General features: G+C 46.8%; 29 protein-coding genes. 21 read left to right on the top strand and 8 right to left on the bottom strand.

Features of this window, described 5'->3' with window-relative positions:
* Positions 1-243 precede the first annotated feature (243 nt).
* The 3 genes from NKE59_RS07055 to NKE59_RS07045 all read left to right on the top strand — a co-directional run bounded on the left by NKE59_RS07055 (position 244) and on the right by NKE59_RS07045 (position 1,939).
* Positions 244-1,218, top strand: coding sequence for a cobalamin-dependent protein (locus NKE59_RS07055; protein ID WP_353438272.1), 975 nt, complete (start codon positions 244-246; stop codon positions 1,216-1,218).
* Between the two features lie 120 nt (positions 1,219-1,338).
* Entirely contained in the window at positions 1,339-1,659 is a 321-nt protein-coding gene (locus tag NKE59_RS07050) for a type II toxin-antitoxin system RelE/ParE family toxin (protein ID WP_353438271.1), read from the top strand.
* Positions 1,637-1,939 (top strand): addiction module antidote protein, encoded by a 303-nt coding sequence (locus tag NKE59_RS07045; protein ID WP_353438270.1) that lies wholly within the window; start codon positions 1,637-1,639, stop codon positions 1,937-1,939. The genes NKE59_RS07050 and NKE59_RS07045 overlap by 23 nt, the downstream gene beginning before the upstream one ends.
* A 4-nt stretch (positions 1,940-1,943) precedes the next feature.
* On the opposite strand, the gene NKE59_RS07040 is transcribed toward NKE59_RS07045, so the two are convergent.
* From NKE59_RS07040 to NKE59_RS07030, 3 genes are read right to left on the bottom strand one after another with little or no spacing between them, the layout of a single operon-like run.
* A complete protein-coding gene (locus NKE59_RS07040) occupies positions 1,944-2,138 on the bottom strand; it encodes a 4-oxalocrotonate tautomerase (protein ID WP_353438269.1) in 195 nt (64 codons plus the stop codon).
* Positions 2,139-2,164: 26 nt separating this feature from the next.
* Positions 2,165-2,893, bottom strand: coding sequence for a class II aldolase/adducin family protein (locus tag NKE59_RS07035; protein ID WP_353438268.1), 729 nt, complete (start codon positions 2,891-2,893; stop codon positions 2,165-2,167).
* Between the two features lie 3 nt (positions 2,894-2,896).
* The gene (locus tag NKE59_RS07030; protein WP_353438267.1) at positions 2,897-3,352 is read right to left on the bottom strand and encodes a phosphate-starvation-inducible PsiE family protein; all 456 of its coding nucleotides are present in this window, start codon (positions 3,350-3,352) and stop codon (positions 2,897-2,899) included.
* A gap of 97 nt (positions 3,353-3,449) precedes the next feature.
* Here NKE59_RS07030 and bchI point away from each other — a divergent pair, with 97 nt between their 5' ends.
* Together bchI and NKE59_RS07020 are read left to right on the top strand one after the other, a co-directional pair.
* Positions 3,450-4,475: a magnesium chelatase ATPase subunit I gene (gene bchI / locus NKE59_RS07025; protein ID WP_353438266.1), complete on the top strand. Its 1,026-nt coding sequence runs from the start codon at positions 3,450-3,452 to the stop codon at positions 4,473-4,475.
* Between the two features lie 3 nt (positions 4,476-4,478).
* On the top strand, positions 4,479-6,269 hold the full coding sequence (locus NKE59_RS07020; RefSeq protein WP_353438265.1) for a magnesium chelatase subunit D: 1,791 nt from the start codon (positions 4,479-4,481) through the stop codon (positions 6,267-6,269).
* Positions 6,270-6,277: 8 nt separating this feature from the next.
* On the opposite strand, the gene NKE59_RS07015 is transcribed toward NKE59_RS07020, so the two are convergent.
* Positions 6,278-7,150, bottom strand: coding sequence for an alpha/beta fold hydrolase (locus NKE59_RS07015; RefSeq protein ID WP_353438264.1), 873 nt, complete (start codon positions 7,148-7,150; stop codon positions 6,278-6,280).
* A 136-nt stretch (positions 7,151-7,286) separates the two neighbouring features.
* Here NKE59_RS07015 and NKE59_RS07010 point away from each other — a divergent pair, with 136 nt between their 5' ends.
* The 16 genes from NKE59_RS07010 to NKE59_RS06935 all read left to right on the top strand — a co-directional run bounded on the left by NKE59_RS07010 (position 7,287) and on the right by NKE59_RS06935 (position 21,584).
* A complete protein-coding gene (locus NKE59_RS07010; protein WP_353438263.1) occupies positions 7,287-8,207 on the top strand; it encodes a polyprenyl synthetase family protein in 921 nt (306 codons plus the stop codon).
* Positions 8,164-9,378 carry a methyltransferase gene (locus tag NKE59_RS07005; RefSeq protein ID WP_353438262.1) on the top strand — a complete coding sequence of 405 codons (1,215 nt, stop codon included), beginning with the start codon at positions 8,164-8,166 and terminating at the stop codon, positions 9,376-9,378. Before NKE59_RS07010 ends, NKE59_RS07005 begins: the two co-directional genes overlap by 44 nt.
* Positions 9,379-9,528: 150 nt before the next feature.
* Positions 9,529-10,479 (top strand): chlorophyll synthesis pathway protein BchC, encoded by a 951-nt coding sequence (bchC, locus tag NKE59_RS07000; protein WP_353438261.1) that lies wholly within the window; start codon positions 9,529-9,531, stop codon positions 10,477-10,479.
* Entirely contained in the window at positions 10,476-11,498 is a 1,023-nt protein-coding gene (locus tag NKE59_RS06995; protein ID WP_353438260.1) for a chlorophyllide a reductase iron protein subunit X, read from the top strand. Before bchC ends, NKE59_RS06995 begins: the two co-directional genes overlap by 4 nt.
* Positions 11,499-11,503: 5 nt before the next feature.
* Positions 11,504-13,039 (top strand): chlorophyllide a reductase subunit Y, encoded by a 1,536-nt coding sequence (bchY, locus tag NKE59_RS06990; RefSeq protein WP_353438259.1) that lies wholly within the window; start codon positions 11,504-11,506, stop codon positions 13,037-13,039.
* The gene (bchZ, locus tag NKE59_RS06985; RefSeq protein WP_353438258.1) at positions 13,039-14,517 is read left to right on the top strand and encodes a chlorophyllide a reductase subunit Z; all 1,479 of its coding nucleotides are present in this window, start codon (positions 13,039-13,041) and stop codon (positions 14,515-14,517) included. The genes bchY and bchZ overlap by 1 nt, the downstream gene beginning before the upstream one ends.
* On the top strand, positions 14,514-14,636 hold the full coding sequence (locus tag NKE59_RS06980) for a hypothetical protein (protein ID WP_353438257.1): 123 nt from the start codon (positions 14,514-14,516) through the stop codon (positions 14,634-14,636). Before bchZ ends, NKE59_RS06980 begins: the two co-directional genes overlap by 4 nt.
* On the top strand, positions 14,629-14,778 hold the full coding sequence (gene pufB / locus NKE59_RS06975) for a light-harvesting antenna LH1, beta subunit (RefSeq protein WP_108508840.1): 150 nt from the start codon (positions 14,629-14,631) through the stop codon (positions 14,776-14,778). Before NKE59_RS06980 ends, pufB begins: the two co-directional genes overlap by 8 nt.
* A gap of 265 nt (positions 14,779-15,043) precedes the next feature.
* Positions 15,044-15,250 carry a light-harvesting antenna LH1, alpha subunit gene (pufA, locus tag NKE59_RS06970; RefSeq protein WP_108508839.1) on the top strand — a complete coding sequence of 69 codons (207 nt, stop codon included), beginning with the start codon at positions 15,044-15,046 and terminating at the stop codon, positions 15,248-15,250.
* 78 nt (positions 15,251-15,328) lie between these two features.
* On the top strand, positions 15,329-16,153 hold the full coding sequence (pufL, locus tag NKE59_RS06965; protein ID WP_353438256.1) for a photosynthetic reaction center subunit L: 825 nt from the start codon (positions 15,329-15,331) through the stop codon (positions 16,151-16,153).
* A 24-nt stretch (positions 16,154-16,177) separates the two neighbouring features.
* Positions 16,178-17,176 (top strand): photosynthetic reaction center subunit M, encoded by a 999-nt coding sequence (gene pufM, locus NKE59_RS06960; protein WP_353438255.1) that lies wholly within the window; start codon positions 16,178-16,180, stop codon positions 17,174-17,176.
* Between the two features lie 10 nt (positions 17,177-17,186).
* Positions 17,187-18,245, top strand: a complete 1,059-nt coding sequence (gene pufC / locus NKE59_RS06955; RefSeq protein ID WP_353438254.1) for a photosynthetic reaction center cytochrome PufC — start codon at positions 17,187-17,189, stop codon at positions 18,243-18,245.
* Between the two features lie 62 nt (positions 18,246-18,307).
* Positions 18,308-19,837 carry a phytoene desaturase gene (locus NKE59_RS06950; RefSeq protein ID WP_353438253.1) on the top strand — a complete coding sequence of 510 codons (1,530 nt, stop codon included), beginning with the start codon at positions 18,308-18,310 and terminating at the stop codon, positions 19,835-19,837.
* Positions 19,834-20,904 (top strand): phytoene/squalene synthase family protein, encoded by a 1,071-nt coding sequence (locus NKE59_RS06945; RefSeq protein WP_353438252.1) that lies wholly within the window; start codon positions 19,834-19,836, stop codon positions 20,902-20,904. The genes NKE59_RS06950 and NKE59_RS06945 overlap by 4 nt, the downstream gene beginning before the upstream one ends.
* Positions 20,905-20,966: 62 nt before the next feature.
* Positions 20,967-21,197: a hypothetical protein gene (locus NKE59_RS06940; protein WP_353438251.1), complete on the top strand. Its 231-nt coding sequence runs from the start codon at positions 20,967-20,969 to the stop codon at positions 21,195-21,197.
* 12 nt (positions 21,198-21,209) lie between these two features.
* Positions 21,210-21,584 carry a type II toxin-antitoxin system death-on-curing family toxin gene (locus NKE59_RS06935; protein ID WP_353438250.1) on the top strand — a complete coding sequence of 125 codons (375 nt, stop codon included), beginning with the start codon at positions 21,210-21,212 and terminating at the stop codon, positions 21,582-21,584.
* Between the two features lies 1 nt (position 21,585).
* Here the strand turns inward: NKE59_RS06935 and NKE59_RS06930 are convergent, their stop codons facing one another.
* From NKE59_RS06930 to ppsR, 4 genes are read right to left on the bottom strand one after another with little or no spacing between them, the layout of a single operon-like run.
* Complete coding sequence (locus NKE59_RS06930) at positions 21,586-22,428, bottom strand: carotenoid 1,2-hydratase (RefSeq protein ID WP_353438249.1); 843 nt, start codon at positions 22,426-22,428, stop codon at positions 21,586-21,588.
* Positions 22,429-22,454: 26 nt separating this feature from the next.
* Positions 22,455-24,002 (bottom strand): 1-hydroxycarotenoid 3,4-desaturase CrtD, encoded by a 1,548-nt coding sequence (crtD, locus tag NKE59_RS06925; RefSeq protein WP_353438248.1) that lies wholly within the window; start codon positions 24,000-24,002, stop codon positions 22,455-22,457.
* Positions 23,995-24,681: a spheroidene monooxygenase gene (locus NKE59_RS06920; RefSeq protein WP_353438247.1), complete on the bottom strand. Its 687-nt coding sequence runs from the start codon at positions 24,679-24,681 to the stop codon at positions 23,995-23,997. The genes crtD and NKE59_RS06920 overlap by 8 nt, the downstream gene beginning before the upstream one ends.
* A gap of 1 nt (position 24,682) precedes the next feature.
* On the bottom strand, positions 24,683-26,098 hold the full coding sequence (gene ppsR, locus NKE59_RS06915) for a transcriptional regulator PpsR (RefSeq protein WP_353438246.1): 1,416 nt from the start codon (positions 26,096-26,098) through the stop codon (positions 24,683-24,685).
* Positions 26,099-26,101: the final 3 nt, after the last annotated feature.

Here is a 26,101-nt window from a genome sequence, read left to right as displayed (position 1 = left end):
TAGCTCCAAAAGGGACTACCCTTTTTATATTGGTTTCATATAGATGTGTCAACTTTTATTGACACTTTCAGATGTAATCAGCATTAAATCAAGGGTTTACCCTTAAAAGTAATCATTCATGGCGGTCTCTTGCCTATGGATTTATAAATACAAAAGCAAAAGAGATGGACTAAATAGGCCTGATTTTCAGTAGAGGTTTGGCTAGCCCCTAAGACGAAATACCTTAAGAAAATCGGAGATAGTATGGTTCTTTGGCGATATGCCAGCCTCATCAAGGAAAAGTTGTTTTCCAAGGATGAGCAACAGCAGAACATCAACCCCAGTCGGGCTGAATGGGACGAGTGTGTTCATGAATCGGCCAATGACAGTAATCCAGACCGTATCTCACAATTAGCGGTTGATCTTGGCAGTCGACCGCTGCGCATCAATGCAGGACCCAATGAACATTTAGATTGGCTCATGCAAACGATCGAGGCTAATGTCATTCCCCGTCTATTGATGACCCATGCTGGACATGCGCAAGCCAGTACTGCGCCAGTGATGAATATTCGTTTGGATGATCAAACGCGTGTTGAAGAACTGTCTCAGTTGGTCCTGCAGGATGATGCCAGTCGGGCAGCTCAATTTGTACAAGAGCTCTACGAACAGGGAGTACCCCTCGATGAGATCTATATGCGATTGTTGGCTCCCGTAGCTCGACGTCTTGGAACAATGTGGGAAGAAGATCAAGCCAGTTTTACGCAGGTCACGACCGGCATGTGGCGGATTAAGCAGTTGGTGTATGACTTTAGCCCACTCTTTCAGGAATTTGCGCGAACCGATGAGGTCGCTCCTCATGCTATGTTGGTGCCATTACCAGGCTCACAACATACTTTGGGACTTTTTATGGTGTCTGAGTTTTTCCGCAGGGGCGGTTGGAAAGTTTGGGGTGAGTTGGCAGCCGGTGAGGCCGATATTGTTACGGCAATCAAGACGCAACACTTTGATCTGGTCGGGCTCTCGGTCAGCACTGAAGATCAACTCCCTGCTTTAGCACGATTTGTAGCCTTGTTGAAAGAGGAATCTCTTAATCAAAAAATTGGGGTGATGGTTGGCGGCCCAATATTTATTGCTAAACCCGAACTTCGCAAAGAGGTTCAGGCAGATATCGTTGGGCTTGATGCAGAAGAATCTCTGGCGCAGGCTGAGTTTTTCTTGGAAAAAGCAAAAACCATTTAATCCTTGCAGTTTCCTATTAATGCGCTGATAACCTAGCAGTGCCTATGCAATCCTTCTTAATTGGAAGGGGATTGCAATCTTGTAATCGATCGATTACAATTGATCTATTAAAATTTCTGCATGATTACTGTATTGGAGACATCAATTTTTCGGGAATGGTTGGCTAGCATTAAAGACCTAGCAACACGATTACGTTTGGCTAGGCGCCTTGAAAAGGCTCAACGTGGAAATTTAGGAGATATTAAGCAGTTAGCTAATTTTTTGTATGAGATGCGTGAATTTTTTGGTGCTGGCTGGAGAATGTACTATTTTCATCAGGATCCATTGATTATTGTGATGCTCAATGGAGGTGGCAAAAAATTTCAAGCAAAGGATATTAAATTAGCAAAGGCGCTAGTTATGGAACTTGGGGAATTCAATGAAATTATTAAGAAAGACTAAAAACCTGAAATGTTCTGAATTTGATATCGCTCGTTTGCTGAAAAGTAAAAAAGCAATGACAGAATATTTAAACCAAGTCATTGCCGATGGGGACGATGCGGAGCTGGCTGCTGCCCTAGGGCATATTGCTAGGGCTAAAGGGATGGTAGAGGTTGCTCAATCTAGCGGACTAAGCCGCGAGGCCTTATACAAAGCCCTAAAACCGAATACCAAGCCTCGTTTTGATACAGTCTCAAAAGTGATTCAAGCCTTGGGCATGAGGATCACCGTTCATGCTTAGCTTTTTATTTGTTATCTGCATCACACCATAACTTACCACCGGTAGCCCAATCTTCTTTTTTGACATCCGTGATGATGATGTCAACAGAGCCTGCTGAGCAACCTAAGGTTTCACAAGTTACACGAGTGACCTCAGCAACAAATTGACGTTTTTGTTCAACGGTACGACCTTCAAACAATTGCACATTTAAGGTTGGCATACCTATTCCTTTCGTAATGATGGGTATTAATCTTTATAGCTCTCATCAAATCGATCGAGCATGCGTAATAAGGCAGGCCACTCGAGAATGCCTTCTTCGGCCCCATTGTCATGTAACTCGTCGGCTGCTTTCTGAATCACACTTTGTTTGGGTGTGTATAAATCTGTGGAACTAAGTGCTGCTATTTGGATTTCACAGGCCTTAATCAGGGTTGCCATGACCACATAGGCTTCACCGATTGTTCTGCCCAGTGTCAGGGTGCCATGGTTTCGTAAGAGCATTGCAGGGTGCTGTCCCAAAGACTCGGTTAAGCGTTTTCCTTCTGTCTCAGTCAGAGCAACACCTTCGTAGTCATGGTATGCAATATGTCCCATAAAACGCATAGCGTGTTGTGACAGCGGGAGTAGGCCCTTGCTTTGTGCAGATACGGCAATCCCCGCAGTATTGTGAAGATGCATTACGCAGTGTGCATCTGGTCTTGCACGATGCACTGCTCCATGAATTGCAAAGCCGGTAGGGTTTACTTTGTATAGAGAGTCGGAGTCGACAATCTCACCCCGTGTGTTGACCTTCACTAAATTGGATGCAGTAATTTCATCAAACTGGTAGCCGAATGGATTAATCAGGTAGTGATTAGGTTCGCCAGGAACGCTGGCTGAGATGTGCGTATAAATCAAATCATCCCAGCCCTCAAAGGCGCAAAGTCGATAGCAGGCAGCTAAATCAATCCGGGTTTGCCACTCTTCTGGGTTCACGAGTTACTCATTATGGGTATCCGATTTACTCGGAAATTTATTCGAGGCATAGCGGATCAAGGCATTGGCAAGTGCTAATACAAAAATGGTGATACCCATGAGCAGAATGCCCATATCTGCCTCATGCTTTGTTCCGACTAAATCAATAATCAGGCGAGTAACCGCTGTGATAGCGATGTAGATCAAAAACCTAACCGGCATATGGTTGGTCTTGAAATAAATGCCTACCATCGCACCGATTTCTAGATAAATAAAGAGTAGGAGTAGGTCTTGAACGGATGCATAAGGTTTTTGCATCATTTCAGCAAAACTCATGCCGGCGGCCCAAACTGTAGCTGCGCCAATACCAAAAAGGGCTATCCGGTGGAATAAAGAAACAAAGAGATTACCGGTAGGGATTAGCCAGGATTCGATCCGGTGCTCAATGTTTTTAATGTCTTTTGGGTTACTTTCACTCATGGCTTTCCCTTTGTTCGGCTATTTTTTAGGTTCATATGCCTTATATTTAACCCTAAATTAACGACAAGCAGTTAATTGTTACTAAGAGGAGCAAGGTATGTCTCGTAATTACCCCTTTTCAGCCATTGTTGGTCAAGAGGATATGAAGTTAGCCATTCTAGTTGTCGCCCTCGATCCAAGTGTCGGTGGTGTCTTGGTGATGGGGGATCGTGGCACGGGTAAGTCAACTGCGGTTCGAGGCCTTGCTGCCTTGTTGCCCAACATGACTGTTGTTCAAAACTGTCCCTATGGATGTGATCCAAAGGCTATGGCAGGCGCTTGCGCAATTTGCGATACGCAGTCCAATTCCAAAACAAAAGTAAAAACCGAAGTACGCCCAGTACCCGTGGTGGACTTACCTTTAGGCGCAACCGAAGATCGCGTGCTTGGCGCCTTAGATATTGAGAAAGCCTTGACCTTGGGCGAAAAAGCCTTTGAGCCTGGCCTATTAGCAAGAGCGCATCGTGGATTTTTATACATCGATGAAGTGAACCTACTAGATGACCACTTGGTTGATCTTTTGATTGATGTGGCTGCTTCCGGACAGAATGTGGTTGAGCGTGAGGGTTTAAGTGTGCGCCATCCAGCGCGATTTGTTCTGGTTGGTAGCGGTAATCCGGAAGAGGGCGAGTTACGTCCACAATTACTTGACCGCTTTGGTTTGGCTGTTGAGGTAAAGACACCCAGTGATATGGCAGGACGTGTGGAGATCATTAAGCGGCGCGATCAGTTTGAACGTAATCCTGAGGCCTTCTTAGCAGTGTGGGAGAAAGAAGAAGAAAAGATCCGCGGACAAATGACCGCTGCCCGAAAAAAATTACCTACTGTGAAAGCTGACGATAAGTTGCTGGAAGATGCTACTAAATTGTGCGCTCATCTTGGTACCGATGGCTTACGTGGCGAGCTCACCTTATTACGCGCCTCCCGCGCTATGGCAGCATTAGAAGGCAAAAATAAAGTAAGCCGCGAGCATCTCAAACGAATTGCAGTACCTGCATTACAGCATCGCTTACGCCGAAATCCACTTGATGAGTCTAGTTCAGCTACCCGTGTTCAGCGCGCGCTCGATGAATTGTTTGCTTAATTAATGACTGAACACTGGTTGGCTTATCTGCAGATTGCACAACTACTTGTGCTGGCACCGCATCACTTTGGTGGGGTGCTTGTACGCTCACGTTCGGGCCCGGTGCGTGATCGCTGGTTAGTGGCCCTTGAACAAATGGCTAAACAGAATGGCTTATCGGTACCTTTGCGCAAGATTCCGAATGCAATTACGGATGAGAACTTACTCGGTGGCCTCGATATTGAAGCCACCCTTAAACAAGGTAAGCCGGTCTTGCGGGAAGGAGTATTGGCTAAGTGTGATCAAGGTATTGTGGTTTTGCCGATGGCCGAGCGCCTCGAGATAGGCATTGCCGCCCGGATCGCAAGTGCATTAGATCATGGGGCAATACAGTTAGAGCGTGATGGCCAGAGTAAAACCATGGTGTGTCGTATTGGTGTGATTGTGCTCGACGAAAGTATTGAAGACGATGAGCACGTCAACCCAAAATTAATGGAGCGTTGCGCCTTTCACATTGATCTAGATGGGTTTGCTTGGCAATCCCTGCCGGATGAAGAGGTGGATAAAGAGTTTAGTGATTTTGATCCAAGTCGAGTGCAGACTCGTCTCGCTGAGATTGAGCTCGAGGATGATCAAATTGATGCGCTTGTGGGGATCGCAATTCAATTAGGAATCGCATCCATTCGTGCAGTGCAATTTACAGTGCGGACCGCACGCTACTTAGCTGCGCTCGACCCCTTGTGGGAAGGAGTAATACCAAGTAGGGACCATATAGAGCGCGCAGTGAGTATGGTTCTTATTCCTCGCGCAACGCAACTGCCCGAGCAGACCCCTGAGGAGCAGGCGAATGAGGAGACTCCGCCACCCGAGGTTGACGATACTCAATCTGAAGAATCAAATGCGCCACAAACCCCCGATGAAGAGGTGCTTGAAGATCAAATATTAGACGCTGCACGCGCTAGCATTCCAGCTGACCTTTTGGCCCGCTTGGCACAAATTGCGATGGCTAGACAGAAAAATAGTTCTGCAGGTAAGGCAGGCGTTAGTCAGATGAGTAGTAAACGTGGCCGCCCAATGGGTTCTATGGCAGGAATGCCTAGCGCTAGAGGCACACTAAGTCTGATTGATACTCTGCGTGCCGCAGTTCCATGGCAAGCCATGCGGCGTCGCGAGACGGCGAACAAAAATCAGATTGGCCGCCCATGTGTGCTCATTCAAAAAGATGATTTCCGTATTAAACGCTATCGTGAGCGCACGCAAACCTTAACAACTTTTGTAGTGGATGCATCAGGCTCATCGGCAATGAACCGTTTAGCCGAAGCCAAGGGTGCAGTTGAGCTTCTTTTAGCAGAGTGTTATGTGCGGCGCGATCAAGTAGCATTGATTGCGTTTCGAGGAAGTGAGGCTGAGCTGTTACTGAGCCCTACACGTTCACTGGTCAGAGCAAAACGATCTTTGGCAAGTTTGCCTGGAGGAGGAGGCACTCCTTTAGCGCGTGCAATTGATTCGGCATATCAACTGGCTAAAGCGTCTCTTAAAAAAGGGATGACACCAACGTTGGTGTTCTTAACGGATGGTCGTGCCAATATTGCGCGTGATGGCACTCCAGGTAGGGCACAAGCGCAGGTCGATGCAGAGCAATCGGCTCGTATGGCAGCGCAAGTCAAGGTACGTAGCTTATGGATCGATACTTCTCCGCAGGTACGCGAGGAAGGTCAACACATTGCTCATTTGATTGGATCCTATTATTTACCTTTGCCCCATGCGGGTGCGCAAGAACTCTCGCAGGCAGTAATTCAGGTATTACATCAGTAACGAATCAGTTATTTTTTTAGAGTACGCAGTTCACTCAAGATCAAATCTGCACTCTTTTCAGCTTCTACTTCGTGCATGATGTGACCACCCTGCCAATGAATCACGGTTGATTTTGCAAAATACTGTTGGATGATTTTCTGTAAACCTATTTCAGGAACCCATTGATCGCTTTCACCAATAACCCAAATGAGTTTGCTAGGCAGATTTGAGCTAGCACTAAGCACCTGACTGATATTAGCTGAAGCCATAAAGTTCATTGCGCCACGTACGTGATCAGGAGAGGTAAATAAACGGCGGTAGTAATTGCGATTGGTCTCGGGCAAATTGGTATTTGTAGAGTCCAGCAAGCGATCGGTCATACCACTCATGGGCGCAATCTTGGCCAAAATCGACGCCAGTGTGGCTGATTTTGTAACTGGGCCTAACATCGGACCAAAAAATTGGGTGTAGCTGGGCGGCGGCGGGATGAGCGATGGATTAAAACCAATAATAATTTGTGGTTTTACCTTGGCTTGAACGGCAAATGCCAGCGCGAGCGGCGCACCTGCAGAATGGCCGACCACCATGGTTGGCCAAGGAAGTTTTAGCTCTTGAACCAGACCAATCAAACTGCGGGCAATTTCTTCGAGCTTCAAGCTATCAATAGGAGCTCCTAGAGTAAAGGCGTGCCCTGGTAAATCAAGGTTCAAAATCTGTGCCTCTTTATTGAGGATGGGCGTTAACTCTGCCCACGAATGTGTTGATGAGCCAGTGCCATGCAATAACAAAATCAGCGGTCCCTTACCAGAGATTTGGACATGCCAAGCTAGCCCAGCCACCTCGACTGAGCGACTGATCTGACGATTTGGCCAGTCATAGGGAACGCGATTCATAGTGTTCATTAAGGGTTTTCCCCTAGTTAAAGTGCATTGACCCAAGTAGATCGGGTGTCTATATTCGTAATCATAATAAGTGTAAAAAAATATTTACAACTATTTTAGGTCTTACCAGCTCGTCAACCACACCAGAAAGTAAGTCATGAGTCTAAAAAGTGCTCCAACTCACGAGATGCTAAAGCGGATTGAGAAAGGCTTGCATCAGGCTTTGGCGATAGCCGAGTCTAAGACAGCCCCACAAAATTTACAAAAAGCCTTGCACCATTCTATTTTTCCAGGTGGCGCACGCATACGACCCCAATTATGTTTGGCAGTTGCCACTGCATGCGGTGATGATGATCCCGCATTATCCACTGCGGCAGCCAGCGCTATCGAGCTATTGCATTGCGCCTCGTTAGTGCACGATGATTTACCGTGTTTTGATAATGCGCTAGTAAGACGTGGGCAAGCATCAGTTCACGCAGCATTTGGTGAACGCCTTGCCGTTCTTGCTGGTGATGCCTTAATCGTGTTGGCATTCCAATATGTAGCGAGTTGTAGCATGCGTTCGCCATTACGCTTAGCTCCTGTGTTGCGTACGATTGCAACATCGGTTGGCGCACCGCATGGAATCGTCGCAGGACAAGCTTGGGAATGTGAATCCAAAGTGCAACTTAAGCAATATCAAAAAGAGAAAACTGGATCTTTATTTGAAGCAGCAACTGCGGCTGGAGCACAGGCAGCGGGTGCCGATGCCGATACCTGGAAACCTCTGGGTGAGTGGTTGGGTGAGGCATATCAAGTGGCCGACGATATCCGCGATGTATTGGCTGATCAAGCCATGATGGGCAAACCCCAAGGACAAGACATTACGCACGACAGACCAAGCTCGGCAAGGGATCTTGGCCTAGTGGGTGCTGTGCAGCACTTTGACGAGTTGGTATACAAGGCGATTAACTCGATCCCCAGCTGTAAAGGCGAGAAGATGTTGCGCGGCTTAGTTGCAAAAGAGGCTGAGCGATTAATACCCGAGTCATGGTTTGCAAATACAAATCGGCCATTGCATCACCATGCTACCGTTTGAGCGTGTGTCTGGAGACACGCCCCCTTCCTCTCATTCGCTATTCGATGCTTTTGTAGATTGGCGAAACTCTTTAATTGCATCATCTCGCTTTCAGAGATGGGCTGCTCGTTTTCCATTCACCCGGTGGATTGTTCGTAAGCAGGCAGCATCCCTTTTTGATGTAATGGCTGGGTTTGTATATTCACAAATATTACTTGCGTGTGTGCGCGTTAATATATTTGAACTTCTAGCAGATGGCGCATTATCAAAAGCAGATTTACAAAAACAGATTGCGCTACCTGAGTCCGGATTAAGTCGTTTACTAGATGCTGCGGTGGCGATTCGTTTACTCACAAAGAGAAAAAACGGCCACTACGCTTTGGGGATGTTGGGCGCACCATTGGTTGGTAATCGTGCATTACTTGACATGATTATTCATCATGGCGATTTCTATCGCGATCTACAAGACCCATTGGCATTATTGCGCGGTGATGTGACTGGTAAAGCAGCGATGGCGGAGTACTGGCCCTACATCAATGGAGAAAAGGATCCAAGTCCAGAGTCTTTATCTGCGCAGCGCGTTGCAGACTACTCACGACTGATGGCGCATACCCAACCTTTGGTAACCGCCGAGGTGATCGATTCCTATTCCTTTGCAAAACACAAACATCTCTTGGATATTGGTGGCGGGCAGGGCGCTTTTGTCAGTCAGTTAGTAGAGCTCTATCCCCAACTTCAATGCACTATTTTTGATCTCCCGGGTGTCGCAGAGTTAGCAAATACTCACATTAATAAATTAGGTTTATCCAATAAAATCAATGCATTAGGTGGAAATTTTTTCCAGGGAGAGCTACCCAAAGGGGCTGATATTGCCACTTTAATCCGGGTCATCTTTGATCATGACGACAGTCGGGTTTCAATCCTTTTACGTAATGTATTTAATGCCTTAGAGCCTGGCGCTAGTCTCATTTTGGCTGAACCCATGGCGGGCACTCCAGGCCAAGAGGCCATGGGGGATGCTTATTTTGGCTTCTATTTGCTAGCGATGGGTCGAGGTCGACCAAGAACTCAGGCTGAAATTAGCGCCATGTTGCAAGCCGCTGGATTTGAGTCCATTTCTTTATTGCCATCAGCAATCCCACTAAATGCCCAGATTTTGCATTGTAAAAAACCAGTGTTTTCAGTAAGTTAGCTTTTTAGAGGGGTAAATTCCCTATAAAGCCTTGTAAATATTAGGGCGTATTAGTAGAAACACCTAGATGACATTGTTGCAAAAGTGGTGAAGAATGCATATATGTAAATAAATATTTACACAATTAGTATGTAAAAAAGAAATGACACTATGAACACAACTTATCAAGCCAAAGCCGTCGTGCTAGAAAAGCCCGAGAGCATTGTCTTGAGCGATCTGCAGTTATCCCCCGTAACCGAAACCGATGTCGTAGTGGATATTGAGTGGAGTGGAATTAGTACGGGCACTGAAAAATTATTGTGGAGCGGACGTATGCCTCACTTTCCTGGAATGGGATATCCGCTTGTTCCTGGTTATGAATCTGTCGGAAAAATTTATCAAGCAGGCATACGTTCTGGATATAAACCAGGGCAACGTGTATTTGTGCCAGGTGCCCGATGTTTTGGTGATGTAAAAGGTTTGTTTGGTGGTGCAGCATCGCGTGTGGTAGTGCCGGCGAGTCGTGTCATTGGAGTTGATAGCAAATTAGGCCCAGAGGCGGTCCTCTTTGCACTTGCTGCAACGGCCCATCACGTGACCGCATCAGAAGGAAGTCAACAGCCTGATCTGATTATTGGTCATGGCGTGTTAGGACGATTAATTGCGCGCATTGCAGTGCTTGCTGGCAAGAGCCCTGTGGTGTGGGAGGTCGATGCCGATCGCCGCACCGGAGCAATTGGCTACGAAGTGATTGATCCAAAAGCGGATCAGAAGCGTTATTACAAAACAATTGTGGATGTGAGTGGCGACGCTTCATTGTTAGATACCTTGATTTCATGTTTGGCTCCTGGCGGTGAGATTGTCTTGGCGGGTTTTTATGACGCGCCAATGACTTTCTCATTTCCGCAGGCGTTTATGCGTGAAGCACGGATTCGTGTAGCAGCCCAATGGCAACCAAAAGATTTACTCGCAGTGAAGAACTTAGCCGAGTCTGGTCGCTTGTCGCTTGATGGTTTGATTACGCACCATGCGTCACCTCATCAAGCTGATCAAGCATATCGTCAAGCGTTTAGTGACAAAGATTGTTTAAAGATGGTCCTAGATTGGAGAACCTTGCAATGAGTCCAGCAACCGCAAAATTAGAGGGTGTGCCAGCAGAAGCAACGGTGCAATTTGTGAACCTTAAGAAGGAAGCTTCAATGGAGCCAGATCCTGTTCACAAAGGACCGGTGACCAAAGAAACACAGATCATTGCTATTTATGGCAAAGGCGGAATTGGTAAAAGTTTTACCCTAGCAAACTTGTCATACATGATGGCGCAACAAGGCAAGAAGGTTCTCTTGATTGGATGTGATCCAAAGAGTGATACAACCTCATTGTTGTTTGGTGGCAAGGCATGCCCAACCATTATTGAAACCTCCTCCAAGAAAAAACTTTCTGGTGACTCTGTATCAATCGGCGATGTGTGCTTTAAACGCGATGGTGTATTTGCGATGGAATTGGGTGGCCCAGAAGTAGGGCGCGGTTGCGGTGGTCGTGGAATTATTCATGGTTTTGAGACCCTCGAGAAACTCGGCTTTCATGATTGGGGCTTTGATTACGTTCTCCTGGATTTCTTGGGGGATGTGGTCTGTGGCGGATTTGGTTTGCCGATTGCACGCGATATGTGCCAAAAGGTAATTGTTGTTGCTAGCAACGATTTGCAATCACTCTATGTAGCCAATAACGTTTGCTCGGCGGTTGAGTACTTCCGCAAACTCGGCGGTAACGTCGGCGTTGCTGGCATGGTGATTAATAAAGACGACAGCACAGGCGAAGCACAGGCTTTTGCAGAGCGAGCCGGTATTCCGGTCTTAGCAGCAATTCCAGCGCATGAAGATATTCGTCGCAAGAGCGCAAGTTACGAGATTATTGGTCGTCCTGGTACACAGTGGGGCCCACTTTTTGAGGAGTTGGCTAAGAACGTTGCCGAAGCACCCCCAATGCGTCCGAAGCCACTGAGTCAAGATGATTTACTAGGACTGTTCTCATCCGACATCACTGGGCGTGATTATGTGCTTGAGCCCGCAACGACAGTTGACATGATGGGCAAAGACGCAGTTGTTAAGAAGAGCTTAGAAGTGGTCTACGACAAGGTTTAAGACAGATGACCAAGCCAATCATCCCTATCGTCCCAGAGCAATTGGTAGCAGACCCATCAAAAGGGGATGGTATGGGTTGCCATGCCGGTGAGAAACAGATGATGGCTGCCGCAAAGTCGGCTGGTAAGGGCGAGGTATTACAGCGTTATGCGCAAGACTATCCAAAGGGTCCGCATGATCAACCACAAAGTATGTGTCCTGCGTTTGGTTCACTCCGTGTGGGTTTGCGTATGCGTCGTACCGCAACGATTTTGTCAGGCTCGGCATGCTGTGTCTACGGCCTAACCTTTACCTCTCACTTTTATGGCGCACGCCGCAGTGTTGGATACGTACCGTTTAACTCTGAGTCCTTAGTAACAGGAAAACTATTTGAAGATATTCGGGACTCGGTGCATGAGCAGGCTGATCCTGAAAAGTATGATGCCATTGTGATCATTAACTTATGTGTACCAACTGCCAGTGGTGTCCCACTGCAACTGTTACCGAAAGAAATTAATGGCGTTCGTATTATTGGTATTGATGTTCCAGGCTTTGGTGTACCAACTCATGCAGAAGCCAAAGATGTTCTCGCTGGCGCAATGTTGCAATACGCACGCAATGAGATTATGGCTGGCCCAGTGCAGGCCCCACGCACGGGAGTGCAAAGCAAACCAACCATCACCCTGTTGGGTGAGATGTTCCCAGCCGATCCCGCAGTGATTGGTTCAATGATTGAGCCGATGGGTTTGGCTGTAGGCGCAACAGTACCTACGAGAGAGTGGCGCGAGTTATATCAAGCGTTGGATTGCAAAGTGGTTGCGGCAATCCATCCTTTTTATACAGCAAGTATTCGTGAGTTTGAAGCAGCGGGTCGACCGATTGTGGGATCGGCACCAGTCGGTTACGAGGGCACGGCTGCATGGTTAGAAGCGATTGGTAAGGCAACTAATACACCACAAGAAAAAATTAATGCTGCAAAACATAAGATTTTGCCTGCCATAAAAGCAGTGCTGGGAGCGACTCCAATTAAAGGACGTATTACCTTAAGTGGCTACGAAGGATCTGAACTCTTGGTTGCTCGTCTTTTGATTGAGAGTGGTGCAGATGTCCGTTATGTAGGTTCAGCATGTCCCCGAACGGTTTGGAGCGATGCAGATCGACAATGGTTAGAAGCAAAGGGCGTGCAGGTTCAGTTCCGTGCATCACTTGAGCAAGACTTGGCTGCGATGGCAGAGTTTCAACCTGATCTCGCGATTGGTACAACCCCAGTTGTACAGGCAGCTAAGCAGGCATCAATTCCTAGTTTGTATTTCACAAACCTTATTTCGGCAAGACCGCTGATGGGTCCCGCAGGAGCTGGCTCATTGGCGCAAGTGATCAATGCAGCGATTGGAAATCAGGCGCGTTTTGATGAGATGAAGGCGTTCTTTGGGGATGTAGGCGCTGCTCACAATGCAGGTGTTTGGGAGAGCATTCCAAAAGATCGCCCTGAGTTCAAGGCCGAGACCCGTCGCAAACTAGAAAAAGCAATTAAGAAGCGCAAAGCCGAGGAGATGATCTGATGTATGTGATTGATCACGATCGTGCTGGCGGCTACTGGGGAGCTGTGTATGTCTTTACAGCTATCAAGGGATTGCAGGTGGTCATTGACGGCCCGGTTGGTTGTGAGAACTTACCCGTAACCTCAGTATTGCATTACACCGATGCGCTTCCTCCACATGAGCTACCGATTGTTGTGACTGGCTTGGCCGAAGAACAATTAGGTCGTGAGGGAACAGAAGGTTCGATGAAGCGTGCGCATGCAACCCTCGATCCTGATTTACCTGCCGTAGTGGTGACCGGATCGATTGCCGAAATGATTGGTGGTGGCGTTACTCCGGAAGGAACTGCTATTGCCCGCTTCTTGCCTAGAACAATTGATGAAGATCAGTGGCAGTGCGCAAATCGTGCCATGTATTGGCTGTGGTCTGAGTATGGAGTGAAGAATATTCCGGAGCGTAAACCCCGTAAGGAAGGTGAAAAGCCCCGTGTCAATATTATTGGACCGGCTTATGGGACCTTCAATATGCCTAGTGACTTGGCTGAGATCCGTCGTTTGGTTCAAGGCATTGGTGCCGAAGTTAATATGGTATTTCCATTAGGAAGCCATTTAGCAGATGTCTCTCGTTTGGTGGAGGCGGATGTCAATATTTGCATGTACCGTGAGTTTGGGCGGATGTTGTGTGAAGCGCTTGAACGACCCTATCTTCAGGCACCAATTGGGCTACACAGCACCACGAAGTTCTTACGTAAATTAGGCGAACTGCTTGATTTAGATCCCGAGCCATTTATTGAGCGCGAGAAGCACACCACAATTAAACCAATCTGGGATCTCTGGCGCTCTGTGACTCAGGATTTCTTTGGGACCGCCAATTTTGCAGTGGTGGCCAACGAGACCTATACCCGTGGTATTCAGAACTTCTTTGAAACTGAAATGGGTCTGCCATGCAGCTTTGCGGTCTCGCGCAAACCCGGTGAGAAGACCGATAGCGAAACGATTCGCAAGCTCGTGAAAGAGAAATCACCCCTGGTACTGTTTGGTAGTTACAACGAGCGCATGTACATGGCTGAAGCAGGTAGTAAAGGAATGTATATTCCAGCCTCTTTTCCGGGTGCAGTGATTCGGCGCCATACGGGTACTCCATTTATGGGTTATGCCGGTGCCACCTATTTAATCCAAGAGTTTTGCAATGGACTCTTTGATGCTTTATTTCATATTCTGCCTTTGGCAACCGATATGGATAAGGTGGACTCCACCTTGGCTCGTAGTAAAGCCGCGAATTCATTCCAATGGGATGGGGATGCTCAAACGATGGTGGCGAACTATGTTCAGAAGCAACCCGTCTTAGTACAAATCTCAGCAGCTAAACAATTACGTGATCGCGTAGAGCGCGATACCGAATCATCCGGTGAAGAGCGGGTAACTGTAGAGCGTGTCCGCATCTCATGCCCAGAAATCGTACAAGAGAAGACTCAAACCCCTATTACGGAGAAAGTATGAGTACAGCTACTTTCACCCAAACCGAATGTGGCAGTTTTCTGCCATATGCCCTTGTCGCGCGGGCTTTGCGCGGTGCTAGCCGAAAGGCTAATTTTGAAGGAGGGATCTCGAATGAGTGATCACAGAGGCTCTATTTCTGGTCTTACCGACGACGAGGCGAAAGAATTTCACCAGTTTTATGTCCAAGGTTTGGTCGGGTTTACTGCAATAGCGGTCATTGCGCACATCTTGGTGTGGGCATGGCGTCCTTGGTTCTACTGAAATAGTAAGTAACAACGTAAAGGCAATGATATGAAAGATATCCATTTAAATAACACAATGCAGGAGATGGTTAAGAACGATTCAATCACGTTTAGGACGATCTTCGTCTTGTGTTTTGTGGTGTGTTTTGTGCTTGCGCTCTTTACCGCGTTCTTACCTGGTAAGTGGAGCTCCTGGCTTCCAGGAGCCGAGGAGAAGTCAATGATCGACGGCGTAAGGTCAGCTGTTTATAGCTTTATGTCGTACTTAACTTAGGAGAAATACCATGTGGAGAATTTGGAAACTATATGACCCATTAAGGGCTATGGCTATTCAAGGAATCTTCCTGTTTGGTTTGGCAGCAATGATTCATTTAATTCTGCTAAGCACAGTCCGCTTTAACTGGCTTGATGGTTTAAGTCAAGCTGAGTATGTAAAACAGACTGGTAACAGTGGAGCAGCAAAGCCACCAGCAGTACCCGCAGCTAAGTAGTGCATATGATGCAAACCATGGTGGATAGGGCTTGAGTAGAAAGCAAGTCTTATCCACCCTTTTATGGGAGAAATAAAAATGGCCATGCTCAGTTTTGAGAGAAAGTACCGAGTCAGAGGGGGAACTCTTGTTGGCGGAGATCTATTCGATTTTTGGGTAGGCCCTTTTTATGTCGGTTTTTTTGGTATCACGACGATCTTCTTTTCGTTCTTGGGGACTGCGTTAATCCTGTGGGGCGCTTCACAAGGACCCACCTGGAACCTGTGGCAAATCAATATTGCGCCACCTGACTTGAAGTATGGTCTAGCAGCTGCACCTCTTATGGAGGGTGGCTTATGGCAACTGATTACGATCTGCGCTCTAGGAGCATTTGGATCTTGGGCTTTACGTGAAGTCGAAATCTGTCGCAAATTAGGGATGGGCTTTCATGTGCCTGTTGCGTTTTCGATGGCAATCTTTGCCTACTTTACCTTGGTCGTGATACGACCAGTATTAATGGGAGCATGGGGACATGGATTCCCATATGGCATCCTGAGTCACCTCGACTGGGTCTCGAATGTGGGTTATCAATATCTACATTTTCATTACAACCCAGCGCATATGATTGCGATCACCCTATTTTTTACAACCACCTTGGCGCTTGCAATGCACGGTGGCTTAGTTTTATCTTCAACTAATCCGCAAAAGGGCGAGTTTGTCAAAACACCAGAGCATGAGGATACCTTCTTTAGAGACTTAATTGGTTACTCCGTGGGAACGTTGGGGATTCATCGTTTGGGTTTGTTCTTGGCATTAGCAGCAGTATTTTGGAGTGCAGTGTGCATTGTGATTAGTGGACCATTTTGGACTCGTGGCTGGCCGGAGTGGTGGGGTTGGTGGTTAAACCTCCCTATTTGGTCATAAGAATAAGAATCGAGGAAATCAACCATGGACTATCAAAATTTATTTACTCAGGTTCAAGTCGTTGCCGAACCACATCATGGATCGCATCTAAACCCTAGAAAAGATGAGCGTGAGCGTATTGGCCAACCATTTTTGGTACATCTCTTTGGCAGATTAGGAAATGCGCAAATTGGACCAGTCTATTTAGGAACAATCGGGATTGCCTCCTTATTTTTTGGCATGATTGGTTTTCAGATTATTGGCTGGAATATGCTGTCTTCTGTTAACTGGGATCCGATTCAGTTTATTCGCCAACTCTTTTGGTTATCGCTGGATCCGCCTTTACCAAAGCACGGATTAAGTTTGAATATGCCTCTTTCTGAGGGTGGCTGGTGGATGATGGCTGGTGCATTCTTAACAGCCTCGATCTTGTTGTGGTGGTGGAGAACGTATCGACGTGCGATTGCATTGGGTATGGGAACACATATCGCCTGGGCATTCTTAGCAGCTATTTGGTTATTTTTAGTACTCGGATTCTTAAGACCCCTATTAGTAGGAAGTTGGAGCGAGGGCGTTCCATTTGGTATCTTCTCGCATCTGGATTGGACCGCCGCATTCTCATTACGTTACGGTAATTTGTTCTACAACCCATTCCATATGTTATCGATTGTCTTCCTCTATGGTTCGGCACTCTTATTTGCTATGCACGGCGCTACCATCTTGGCAGTTGGGCGTTATGGTGGTGAGCGCGAGATCGAGCAGATTGTGGATCGTGGTACTGCATCAGAGCGCGCCGGCTTATTTTGGAGATGGACCATGGGCTTTAATGCCACGATGGAATCCATTCACCGTTGGGCATGGTGGTTTGCAGTCCTCGTCCCATTAACGGGCGGTATCGGAATTTTATTAACAGGTACCGTCGTTGATAACTGGTATCTGTGGGCAGTAAAGCATGGCGTTGCACCTGCTTATCCGGATGTTTACAGCATCCCCACAGTCGATCCGTCAGCGACCTTTGTGCCACCACCACCTGTTGCGAAATAAGGAGCACGACATGAACTCGATCAAACGTGTGTTGAGCCTCGTTGCTCTCGCGGGTGCGACTCTGATCTTATCTGCCTGCGAAAGACCTCCTATAGAGTCAGTGCAAAATGGCTTTAGAGGAACTGGGATGGCATCTGTCTATAACCCACGAACTCTGGCGGCTGAAGCAGCAAAGAATGAGGTGCCTGCCTCGATTCCGGCTGCCGCTGATGGACCTAAAGCAGGAGCGGTCTATAAAAATGTCAAAGTGTTAGGTAATCTAAGTGTTGCCCAGTTCACCAATTTTATGGTGGCGATGACCAGTTGGGTTGCCCCTGAGCAGGGTTGTGCATATTGCCATAACGTGGCTAATTTTGCTGAAGAGGGTATGTATACCAAAACTGTTTCTCGTAAGATGATTCAGATGACACAGCGTATTAACGTGGAATGGAAGTCCCATGTAGCAGAAACTGGTGTTACGTGCTATACCTGCCATCGTGGTAACAATATTCCACAAAACGTTTGGTTTACTGACCCTGCTAAACCTCAGGGTAGTGGGTTCTTAAGTGGTAAGAATGGTCAAAATACGCCATCACCATCGGTTGGATTAAGCGATCTTCCTTACGATCCCTTTACGCCCTATTTGTTAAAAGCAGAGAACATTCGCATGAATGGCCCAACGGCATTACCAACTGGTAATAAGAACAGCATTCAAGATACGGAGAAGGTCTTTGGCTTGATGGTACATATGTCAACTTCACTTGGTGTAAATTGTGCGTACTGTCATAACACCCGTTCGATGCCCGAGTGGTCACAAAGCCCACCGCAACGCATGACTGCTTGGTACGGTATTCGCATGGTCCGAGATCTTAACAATAACTATATGGTGCCGCTGACCAACGTATTCCCAGCGCATCGATTGGGGCCTGAAGGAGATGTTCTAAAAAATAACTGTACAACCTGTCACCAAGGAGCATATAAACCACTGTATGGTGTATCAATGCTCAAAGACTATCCTTTCTTAACTGGCACACCGGCACCACGCGCAGCACCAAAGTCAGATGAGAAAAAAACATTAACGATGAAGTGAAGATGATATAAGCGGTAATTAATGGCGTCCTCGTGGCGCCATTTTTTTCTCAACACAAATATATGCTCAAACGAACATACTTTCCTAGCGACGATCGGCCTATTGCGGTAGTGATTGGCAGTGGCTTTGGTGGTTTAGCAGCAGCTATTCGGTTGTCCCATAAAGGCTACCGCGTGAAGATCTTAGAGAAGCTGGATAAACCTGGCGGGCGCGCTTATGTGTATCAGCGCGATGGTTATACCTTTGATGCTGGCCCAACCATTATTACAGCACCATTTCTGTTAAAAGAGCTGTGGGAGTTGTGCGGTGAAAAACTAGAGACCGATGTTGATTTGCGCTTAATGGATCCCTTCTACCGTATTCGTTTTGATGATGGTACCCACTTTGATTACACCGGCGATTTGCAGCGTATGCGTGAGGAGGTTGCTAAGTTTAGTCCTACTGATTTACCAGGTTACGATCGCTTTTTGGCAGAGGCTGAGAAGTGCTATCAGTTGGGCTTTGAAGAGCTCAGTCACGTTGCATTTGATTCCTTAAGCGACGTAGCAGAAGCACTTCCTTCTATGATTAAGATGAAGGCATGGGAGAGCATTTACACCTTAGTAGCGCGCCATCTAAAGAATGACAAATTACGTCAAGTGATGAGTTTTCATCCGCTATTAATTGGTGGCAATCCATTCTCAGTCACAGCCGTGTATTCACTGATTAATTCTTTAGAACGCAAACATGGGGTCTTCTCAGCTATGGGAGGAACCGGTGCTTTGATCAAAGGCTTAGTTCGTCTATTGGGTGATTTGGGTGTAAGTGTGCAATGTAATACTGAAGTAAAACGAATTGAAGTTCGTGATGGTAAAGCAGTCGGGGTTAGCCTGGCAGACGGTGATTTTGTTCCAGCCGATATTGTGGTGTCGAATGCTGATGCTGCATGGACCTACCAGAAATTGATTGAGCCACAACACCGAAGAGTTTGGACCGATAAAAAAGTAGAGCGTAGCAAGTACTCGATGAGCTTATTTGTTTGGTACTTTGGTACCAATCGCCAATATCACGATGTACCCCATCATATGATCTTATTGGGTAAGCGTTATCGGGAGCTACTAACGGACATCTTTAAGCGTAAAGTCCTAGCCGAAGACTTTAGCTTGTATTTGCATCGACCCACAGCAACGGATCCGAGTTTGGCTCCAGATGGGCACGATACTTTCTACGTACTCGCACCAGTCCCTAATTTAGATAGTGGTACAAACTGGCAAGAACAGGCGGAGCCTTATCGACAAGCCATCGCACAGTATTTGGATCAATCGGTATTGCCAGGTTTACAAGATCATGTGACCACCTCTTTCTTAATGACCCCGCAAGATTTTCAGGATCGACTGTTATCGGTAAAGGGCGCAGCCTTCGGTTTTGAACCATTGCTCCTACAAAGTGCGTGGTTTAGGCCTCATAACCGTAGTGAGGATGTAAAAGGTTTATACATGGTCGGTGCTGGCACACATCCTGGGGCAGGGATACCAGGGGTCTTGTCATCTGCTAAGGCTTTGATGTCCGTTGTTCCACACCCAGTCAACGTTGCGACAGGATATGCCAAATGAATCGAAGCTCAAACCACTTTGACGATGATTTAAATCAATGCGTTCAGACCATGCGGGACGGCTCAAAATCCTTCTTTGCTGCTTCGCGTGTCCTCCCAAGTCGCGTGCGTGATCCTGCTACCGCTCTATATGCCTTTTGCCGAATCACCGACGACATTGCCGATGCGGCCGATGCTACTGCGGAATCTATCCATACCCTGCAAGAACGACTTACTGCGATTTATGCAGGACATCCGGGCGATATTCCTGCGGATCGGGCACTTTCCGAAGTGGTGAGGGCATTTGATATTCCAAAAGAATTACCCCTTGCTTTAATTGAGGGCTATGAGTGGGATACGCAATACCGGACTTATGAGACCTTTGATGATTTATTAGATTACTGCGCACGTGTTGCCGGTACTGTTGGCGCCATGATGTGTTTGATTATGGGTAAACGCGAACCAGAGACCCTGGCGCGAGCATGTGATCTTGGTTTAGCCATGCAATTAACAAATATTGCCCGCGACGTGGGTGATGATGCCTTAAATGGTCGTATCTATCTTCCCTTGCAGTGGCTAAGAGAAGAGGGCATTAACAAAGAAGAGTGGTTACAAAATCCTCAATTTAATGAATCTCTTTCCAGAGTAGTGGCACGATTGTTAAAAGAAGCAGATCTACTTTATAAACAGGCTGAGATTGGTATTATTGATTTGCCATGGGATTGTCGACCTGCAATACAGGCGGCGCGTTTGATTTACGCCGAGATCGGTCGTGAGCTAGAACGTTTAAATCTTGATTCTGTGTCGGTACGCGCCGTGGTCTCGAAGCAGCGTAAATTAGTTCTGCTAACACACGCAGCCTCGGCGATCATTGCTAAGTTCTCGAGTCGCCGCATGGCAAAAGAGGCTCACCGCTCGATTCAGTTTTTGATTGATGCAGTCAGCAAAACACCGCATATTCGTCACTACGGCGGAACTATCTATGAGCGACTAACGTGGGTAGTTGATCTGCTGGAGCGTGTTGAAGAGCGAAAGCGCGAAGCGGAACTCAGCGTTGAGGACCGGTTTCAGGCTGGAGGCCTTGGCTGAAAAGGACTTGACATTTCATGAAATTTCTTGAATAATCAAGATAATTCTTGAAAGTGTAAATAATGCCTAATCAGCAACTTAGTAAATTCTCGTCTCAGGCAAGTCCTGAAATCCTCAATGCCATGAAGGAGCTTGCACAGCGTGAGGGTAGAAAAATGCATTCTATTTTGGATGAGGCTCTCAGCGATTATCTCGTTAAGAAGGGTGTTCTAAAGTCCAAAGGCAGTGCCATGAATCATTTTGCCCAAAGCTTAAATCAATTTGATGCGCTTTATCAAAAGCTAGCAAAGTAAGTTTCTAAGTTAATGCCTAGTTATTTGACGACACACGATGTCGAGGTGATGCATCACGTCCTGATTGAGCGTTATGGCGGCTCGCTGGGTCTTCGTGACGCTAATCGTTTGGAGGCGGCCCTTTTTCGTCCACAGTCTGGCTATTATGCGGATACGCTATTGCAAGGGGCAGCATTATTTGAGAGTTTGATTATTAATCATCCATTTATAGATGGAAATAAGAGGATTGCTTTTGCCGCAATGGACGTATTTTTAAGAATGAATGGTTATCAGCTAAATGTAGATTCAAATAGAATCTATTCCAAAATTATGGACCTATTTAAACAAAACCAAATGGATATAGAACATATTCATGCATGGCTTTTAGAGATTAGTCAAACAAGTTAATTTATTTCACCCTTGGCATCCGCCATGGCAACATAAATTGCACTGCCCACGAAGATAATCTAGGTACATCTAAGGTTTCATGAAAGGATGTTACGCGCTCCCCCAAAAGCTCACTACTGAGTACTGAGCGTGCATAAAAGGGAGTGTCTTCTAGTGTTTCTAGAATTTCCAAAGAAGCCTGGCTGGGATTACGCATTTGCCGCTGAATGCGCCAACCAGTCTTGGGTAATGCTTGCCGTGGTGGTGGGTCAAAGTTTTCAATTCGCCCATCTGGATGAAATACTAAACCCAACAATTTCTCAACCCCATTCTTTTGCCGTACATCATAAATAACGGCTGTACGTCCACCACTGAGTTCTGCCCGCGACCAATCCCAATCTTTAAACTGAATAGTAATAGGCTCATCACCCTCATTGGAATCAAAATAGGCATTACCTTGCCACTTCAGTTTAGGTGAGTCTAGTTCAACCTCAATGCGGGCAGAGGGCGCAAGCGGACCCCAGCGGTGTTTACCCTGATCATCTAAGCTGGTCGAGAAATTAAATAGTTGTCGCGGAAATAATTTAAAGTGGCCGGCAACACGTTGTCCAAAAGGAACAGCGCGCTCGTAAATATCAACCCGTAAATGATCGCCATGCCAGCGAAGACTACTCGGGCCAATGACAAAATCAGTTTGATTGCGAGAGATGCTCGCCGCGCTCCGCTCGGTCATGGTCCAGCGTTTATTACCAGGACTATAAATAGCTAAATTAATGGCACAATGATTTTCTGGATCTACAGATTTAGAACGACGCTGAGCCCACGCATAGTAGGGAGAGAACACGCTCCCCACGAACGCAATCATGACCAGACCATGCTGGCCATCATCGCTTAAGGCATCGACATACCACCAGAGATAAGAACCCGACCGGACCGCTTGATCAAACCGAGGTGAGCCATCAGAGTTGCGGCCGCCATACGACCCGAGAGCGCCGCCATCGGTACTCCCGCTCCCGGATGCGCGCTGCCCCCCGCTAGGTAGAGACCCGGAATGGTGGTGTGTGCTGCTGGCCGTCGAAAGGTATCCATCCAACCGTGGTTGGCTTGGCCATAAAGTGCCCCACCGGTTGCCGGAAAGAGGCGATGAAAATCCTGTGGCGAGGTGCGAGTTACGATCGCATCCTTCAAAGAGAGGTCGAGGCCACAGTGGCGTAATAGAGAAAATGCTTTTTCTTGACATGATTCAATCTCACTAAGGGAGGGTTGATTGTGGTCCCCAATTGCTGGAGCGTTCACTAAACAGAGCATGCGTTCACCATCAGGATGCGTAAGATGGATATCGGTTTGATCTTGTGCGCAGACATACACCGTAGGATTTTGTGGAAGACGCTTACGGTAAAAAATATCGGTGAACTCAGAGGCGTAATCTTGGTTAAAAAAGACGTTGTGACGAACCAAAGGAAACCCCTTGGGTTTTGCAAACATCGACCAAGTAATCGCAGAAAGCGAGCGAGTTGTTTGGCTAACTGGCGAAGCTGATTGATTTGCTAATCCCAGTAGCCCCGTTTGTAAGGCCATTGCATCACCGTTAAAGATAATGTTATCCGTAGCGATGACCTCACCATTACTTAGGCGTACCCCAGATACTTTGCCAGCACTTTGTATGATTTCTTCACAGTTCATGCCGGTGATGAACTGCACGCCCTTAGCTTCCGCTAACTTTGTGATGGCTTCTGTAATGGCAACCATGCCACCTTGCACTGCCCAAACTCCTTGCATTTCGACATCCGCAATCAGCATGAGGGTTGCAGGAGCTTGCGAAGGGGATGAGCCACAATAGGTGGCATAGCGACTAAAGAGTTGATGAATACGAGGATCCTTAAAGTAACGTGACAAGCTTTTCCACAAATCATTAAACAGACCAATCTCGTAGAGAGCCTTTGATCCCATGGGGCCAAGATCGCTCATCATCCCCATCATGGATGGACGTGCGGAGAGCATGTAGGGTTTCTCAAGGGCGCGATATAGCTTGCTAGCCTGCTGACAAAAATCCATAAAGCGATTAGCCTCTGCTGCACCTGCAAAATCATGAATCGCCTGTGCCGATTGCTCACGATTTGCATATAGATCTAAGCGTTCTGCCGGACCCCAAGCATGTCTAGCTAAGATCTGAAGTTGGTCAATATGTAAAACATCTTCTAATTGACAGCCCGCATTTTGAAAGATGCCATCAAAGACCCAGCGCATCGTAAAGACCGTTGGACCAGAATCTACACCCTTACCACCACACTCAATTTGACGGATTTTGCCACCAAGTTTTTGTTCTTTCTCTACCAAAATTACTGGAAGGCCAGCACTTGCCATATCTAGGGCGCTGACGAGACCGCCAATACCGCCACCAATAACAACAATAGGCTTGTTTTTAGGTGACTTAGTCAAGTGTTCTTCCTTTCCAAGAGCCCTCTGCATCAAAGGGTTGGAAACGTGCAAACATCGATTCAGAAAAATAATTACCTTGCATGGCGGCTTTAATTGCTGTGAGGTGTGCACCAGATCGAGCATACGCATCCATCGCAGCCTGCGAGTTCCAAATGGTAAAGGTGGCTTGACGCAAAACTGGAGCCTCACCAATACCGGCAGAGATTAAACATCCAGCACTCTGTTGTAAATCAGTTTGAGCCGATGGCGCCTTTGACCAAAATGAAAGCGCCCGCGTTGGCTTAATCGAAGCTCGGGTCAAAGATGCAATCGGACCGGAAGTGGGTGGGGATGTAGATTCTTGTAGTTGATGGCCTGACCAACGCCCCTTTACCGAGTAGGCTCGCAGTTTTACTGTAAATAATTCGCTTGCATGACTTCGGTACCAATCTAATAATGGTGACTCATGCATAAATCGATTGGCTTGTTCAAGCCCTTCAAAAAGACAAAATAGGCCTTGATGAGTTCCGCTCGGGCTAATCAAGAACCCACCATTTTTACCCGATCCCATATGCTTTTGCAGCAGAAGACCTTGTGGTCGGTATAGGCTAAATCGGTTAAACATCAGACGGGCAATACCAGAATATTTGGCTTGCGGTTTGATATTGACCAAGGCCATGACCGCTACCTGATTAGACATCTTATTCCTCGATATCGCTATCTTTGCTTTGGTCGCTCAGATCGTATTTACGTAATTTAATATATAAACTTTGCCGAGAGAGCCCCAGCATCTCCGATGCGGATACCCGATTCCCGCGTGTGAGGTCGAGTGCGGCCTTGATACAGAGTTGCTCAATTAAATCAGTAGTCTCATTAATAATTTCTTTGAGAGGCAGGCGACCCACGAGTTGGGTGAGTTCTTCACTCGAGCGAGTAATGGACTCTTCAGGCTGTATCTTAGAGCGTATGCGTGAGCCTACTTCTCGGATAGTAAATCCAAGACAGGCATGTGGGTAGGGTACGGATACTGCAGAAATCTCAACGGGATGCAAAGTACCAAAGGAGTCACGAATTGAGGTAGCAAATAACTTAATGGACCCTTTTTCATGGAGATTGGACAACATCACACGCAAATCAACACTAGAACGCTCTAGCCAACGGTCTAGGGGCTCATTCAGAATTTGTTCCAGTTTGTCTGACATGATTAAGCGCAAGAAAGCTTGATTAGCCGTTAAGATCTTTCCTGCTGAGTTGGTCACAATAAAACCATCGGGCGCCTTTTCAAGAGCCTGTATGACCAGTGATTGCGCATTTGAATCATGACGATCAACCAACTCACCAGAGCGCTTCAGGGTAACTAGAATTAGCGATTGATTTTCATTACGAAATGGCGCTGCCGATAGATAGACCTCTTGGCCACTCAAAATACTCGTATTTAACTCTGCTACTGTGCTGGTATACGCTACCTTACTAAGAAGAGATTGAACCTGAATTCGATCCCCCTTTGTGAGGTAGTCCATTAACAAGCGACCACTTAATTTTTTTACCGAGTCACCGAGCAAATCAGCAGCACGTGGATTTGCTTCAATCACTTTGAACGTATTGGCATCTAAAACAATCACTGCCTCAGATGCCATTTCAAATAGAACACGATAGCGTGTCTCTAATTGGCGTAAGCGGGTATAGTCGCGTTCAATGGCCTGTTGAGCATCAACCAGGCGCTGTTGCAATAAGGAAATTTCTCGTAGATCGCGCGCGAGTGCAATGATCTGTCCAGTGCTACCAACCTTTAAAGTTGCACATAGCAGTGGTAAATCGGCCGAGCCAGGAGAAGGTACATTAATTTGTCTAAAACGAGACAGACTCGTCTCATTTGCATCTTGGAGGAGAGCCTGTATTTTGGGACGACTTTCGCTGGTAACTACATCTAACCAATTTTTACCAACCCAACTTTCTAAGCTTGGGCTTCGTAAATCGGGGTTACCAAAGGCAATACTTTGAATAACGCCCTCTCGATTTAATGTTAACGAGATATCTGCAGATGCTTGAACAATATGAGCAACTTCATCTGGATTGAGTTGCCCTAGGACATGAGCTGGGCTGGTTGTGCTGTTCACTAT

The organism is Polynucleobacter sp. UK-FUSCHL-C3 (assembly GCF_040409815.1).
Taxonomy (GTDB): domain Bacteria; phylum Pseudomonadota; class Gammaproteobacteria; order Burkholderiales; family Burkholderiaceae; genus Polynucleobacter.
Note: the sequence above shows the minus strand (reverse complement) of the source record. Positions and strands in the feature narration are given on the sequence as shown.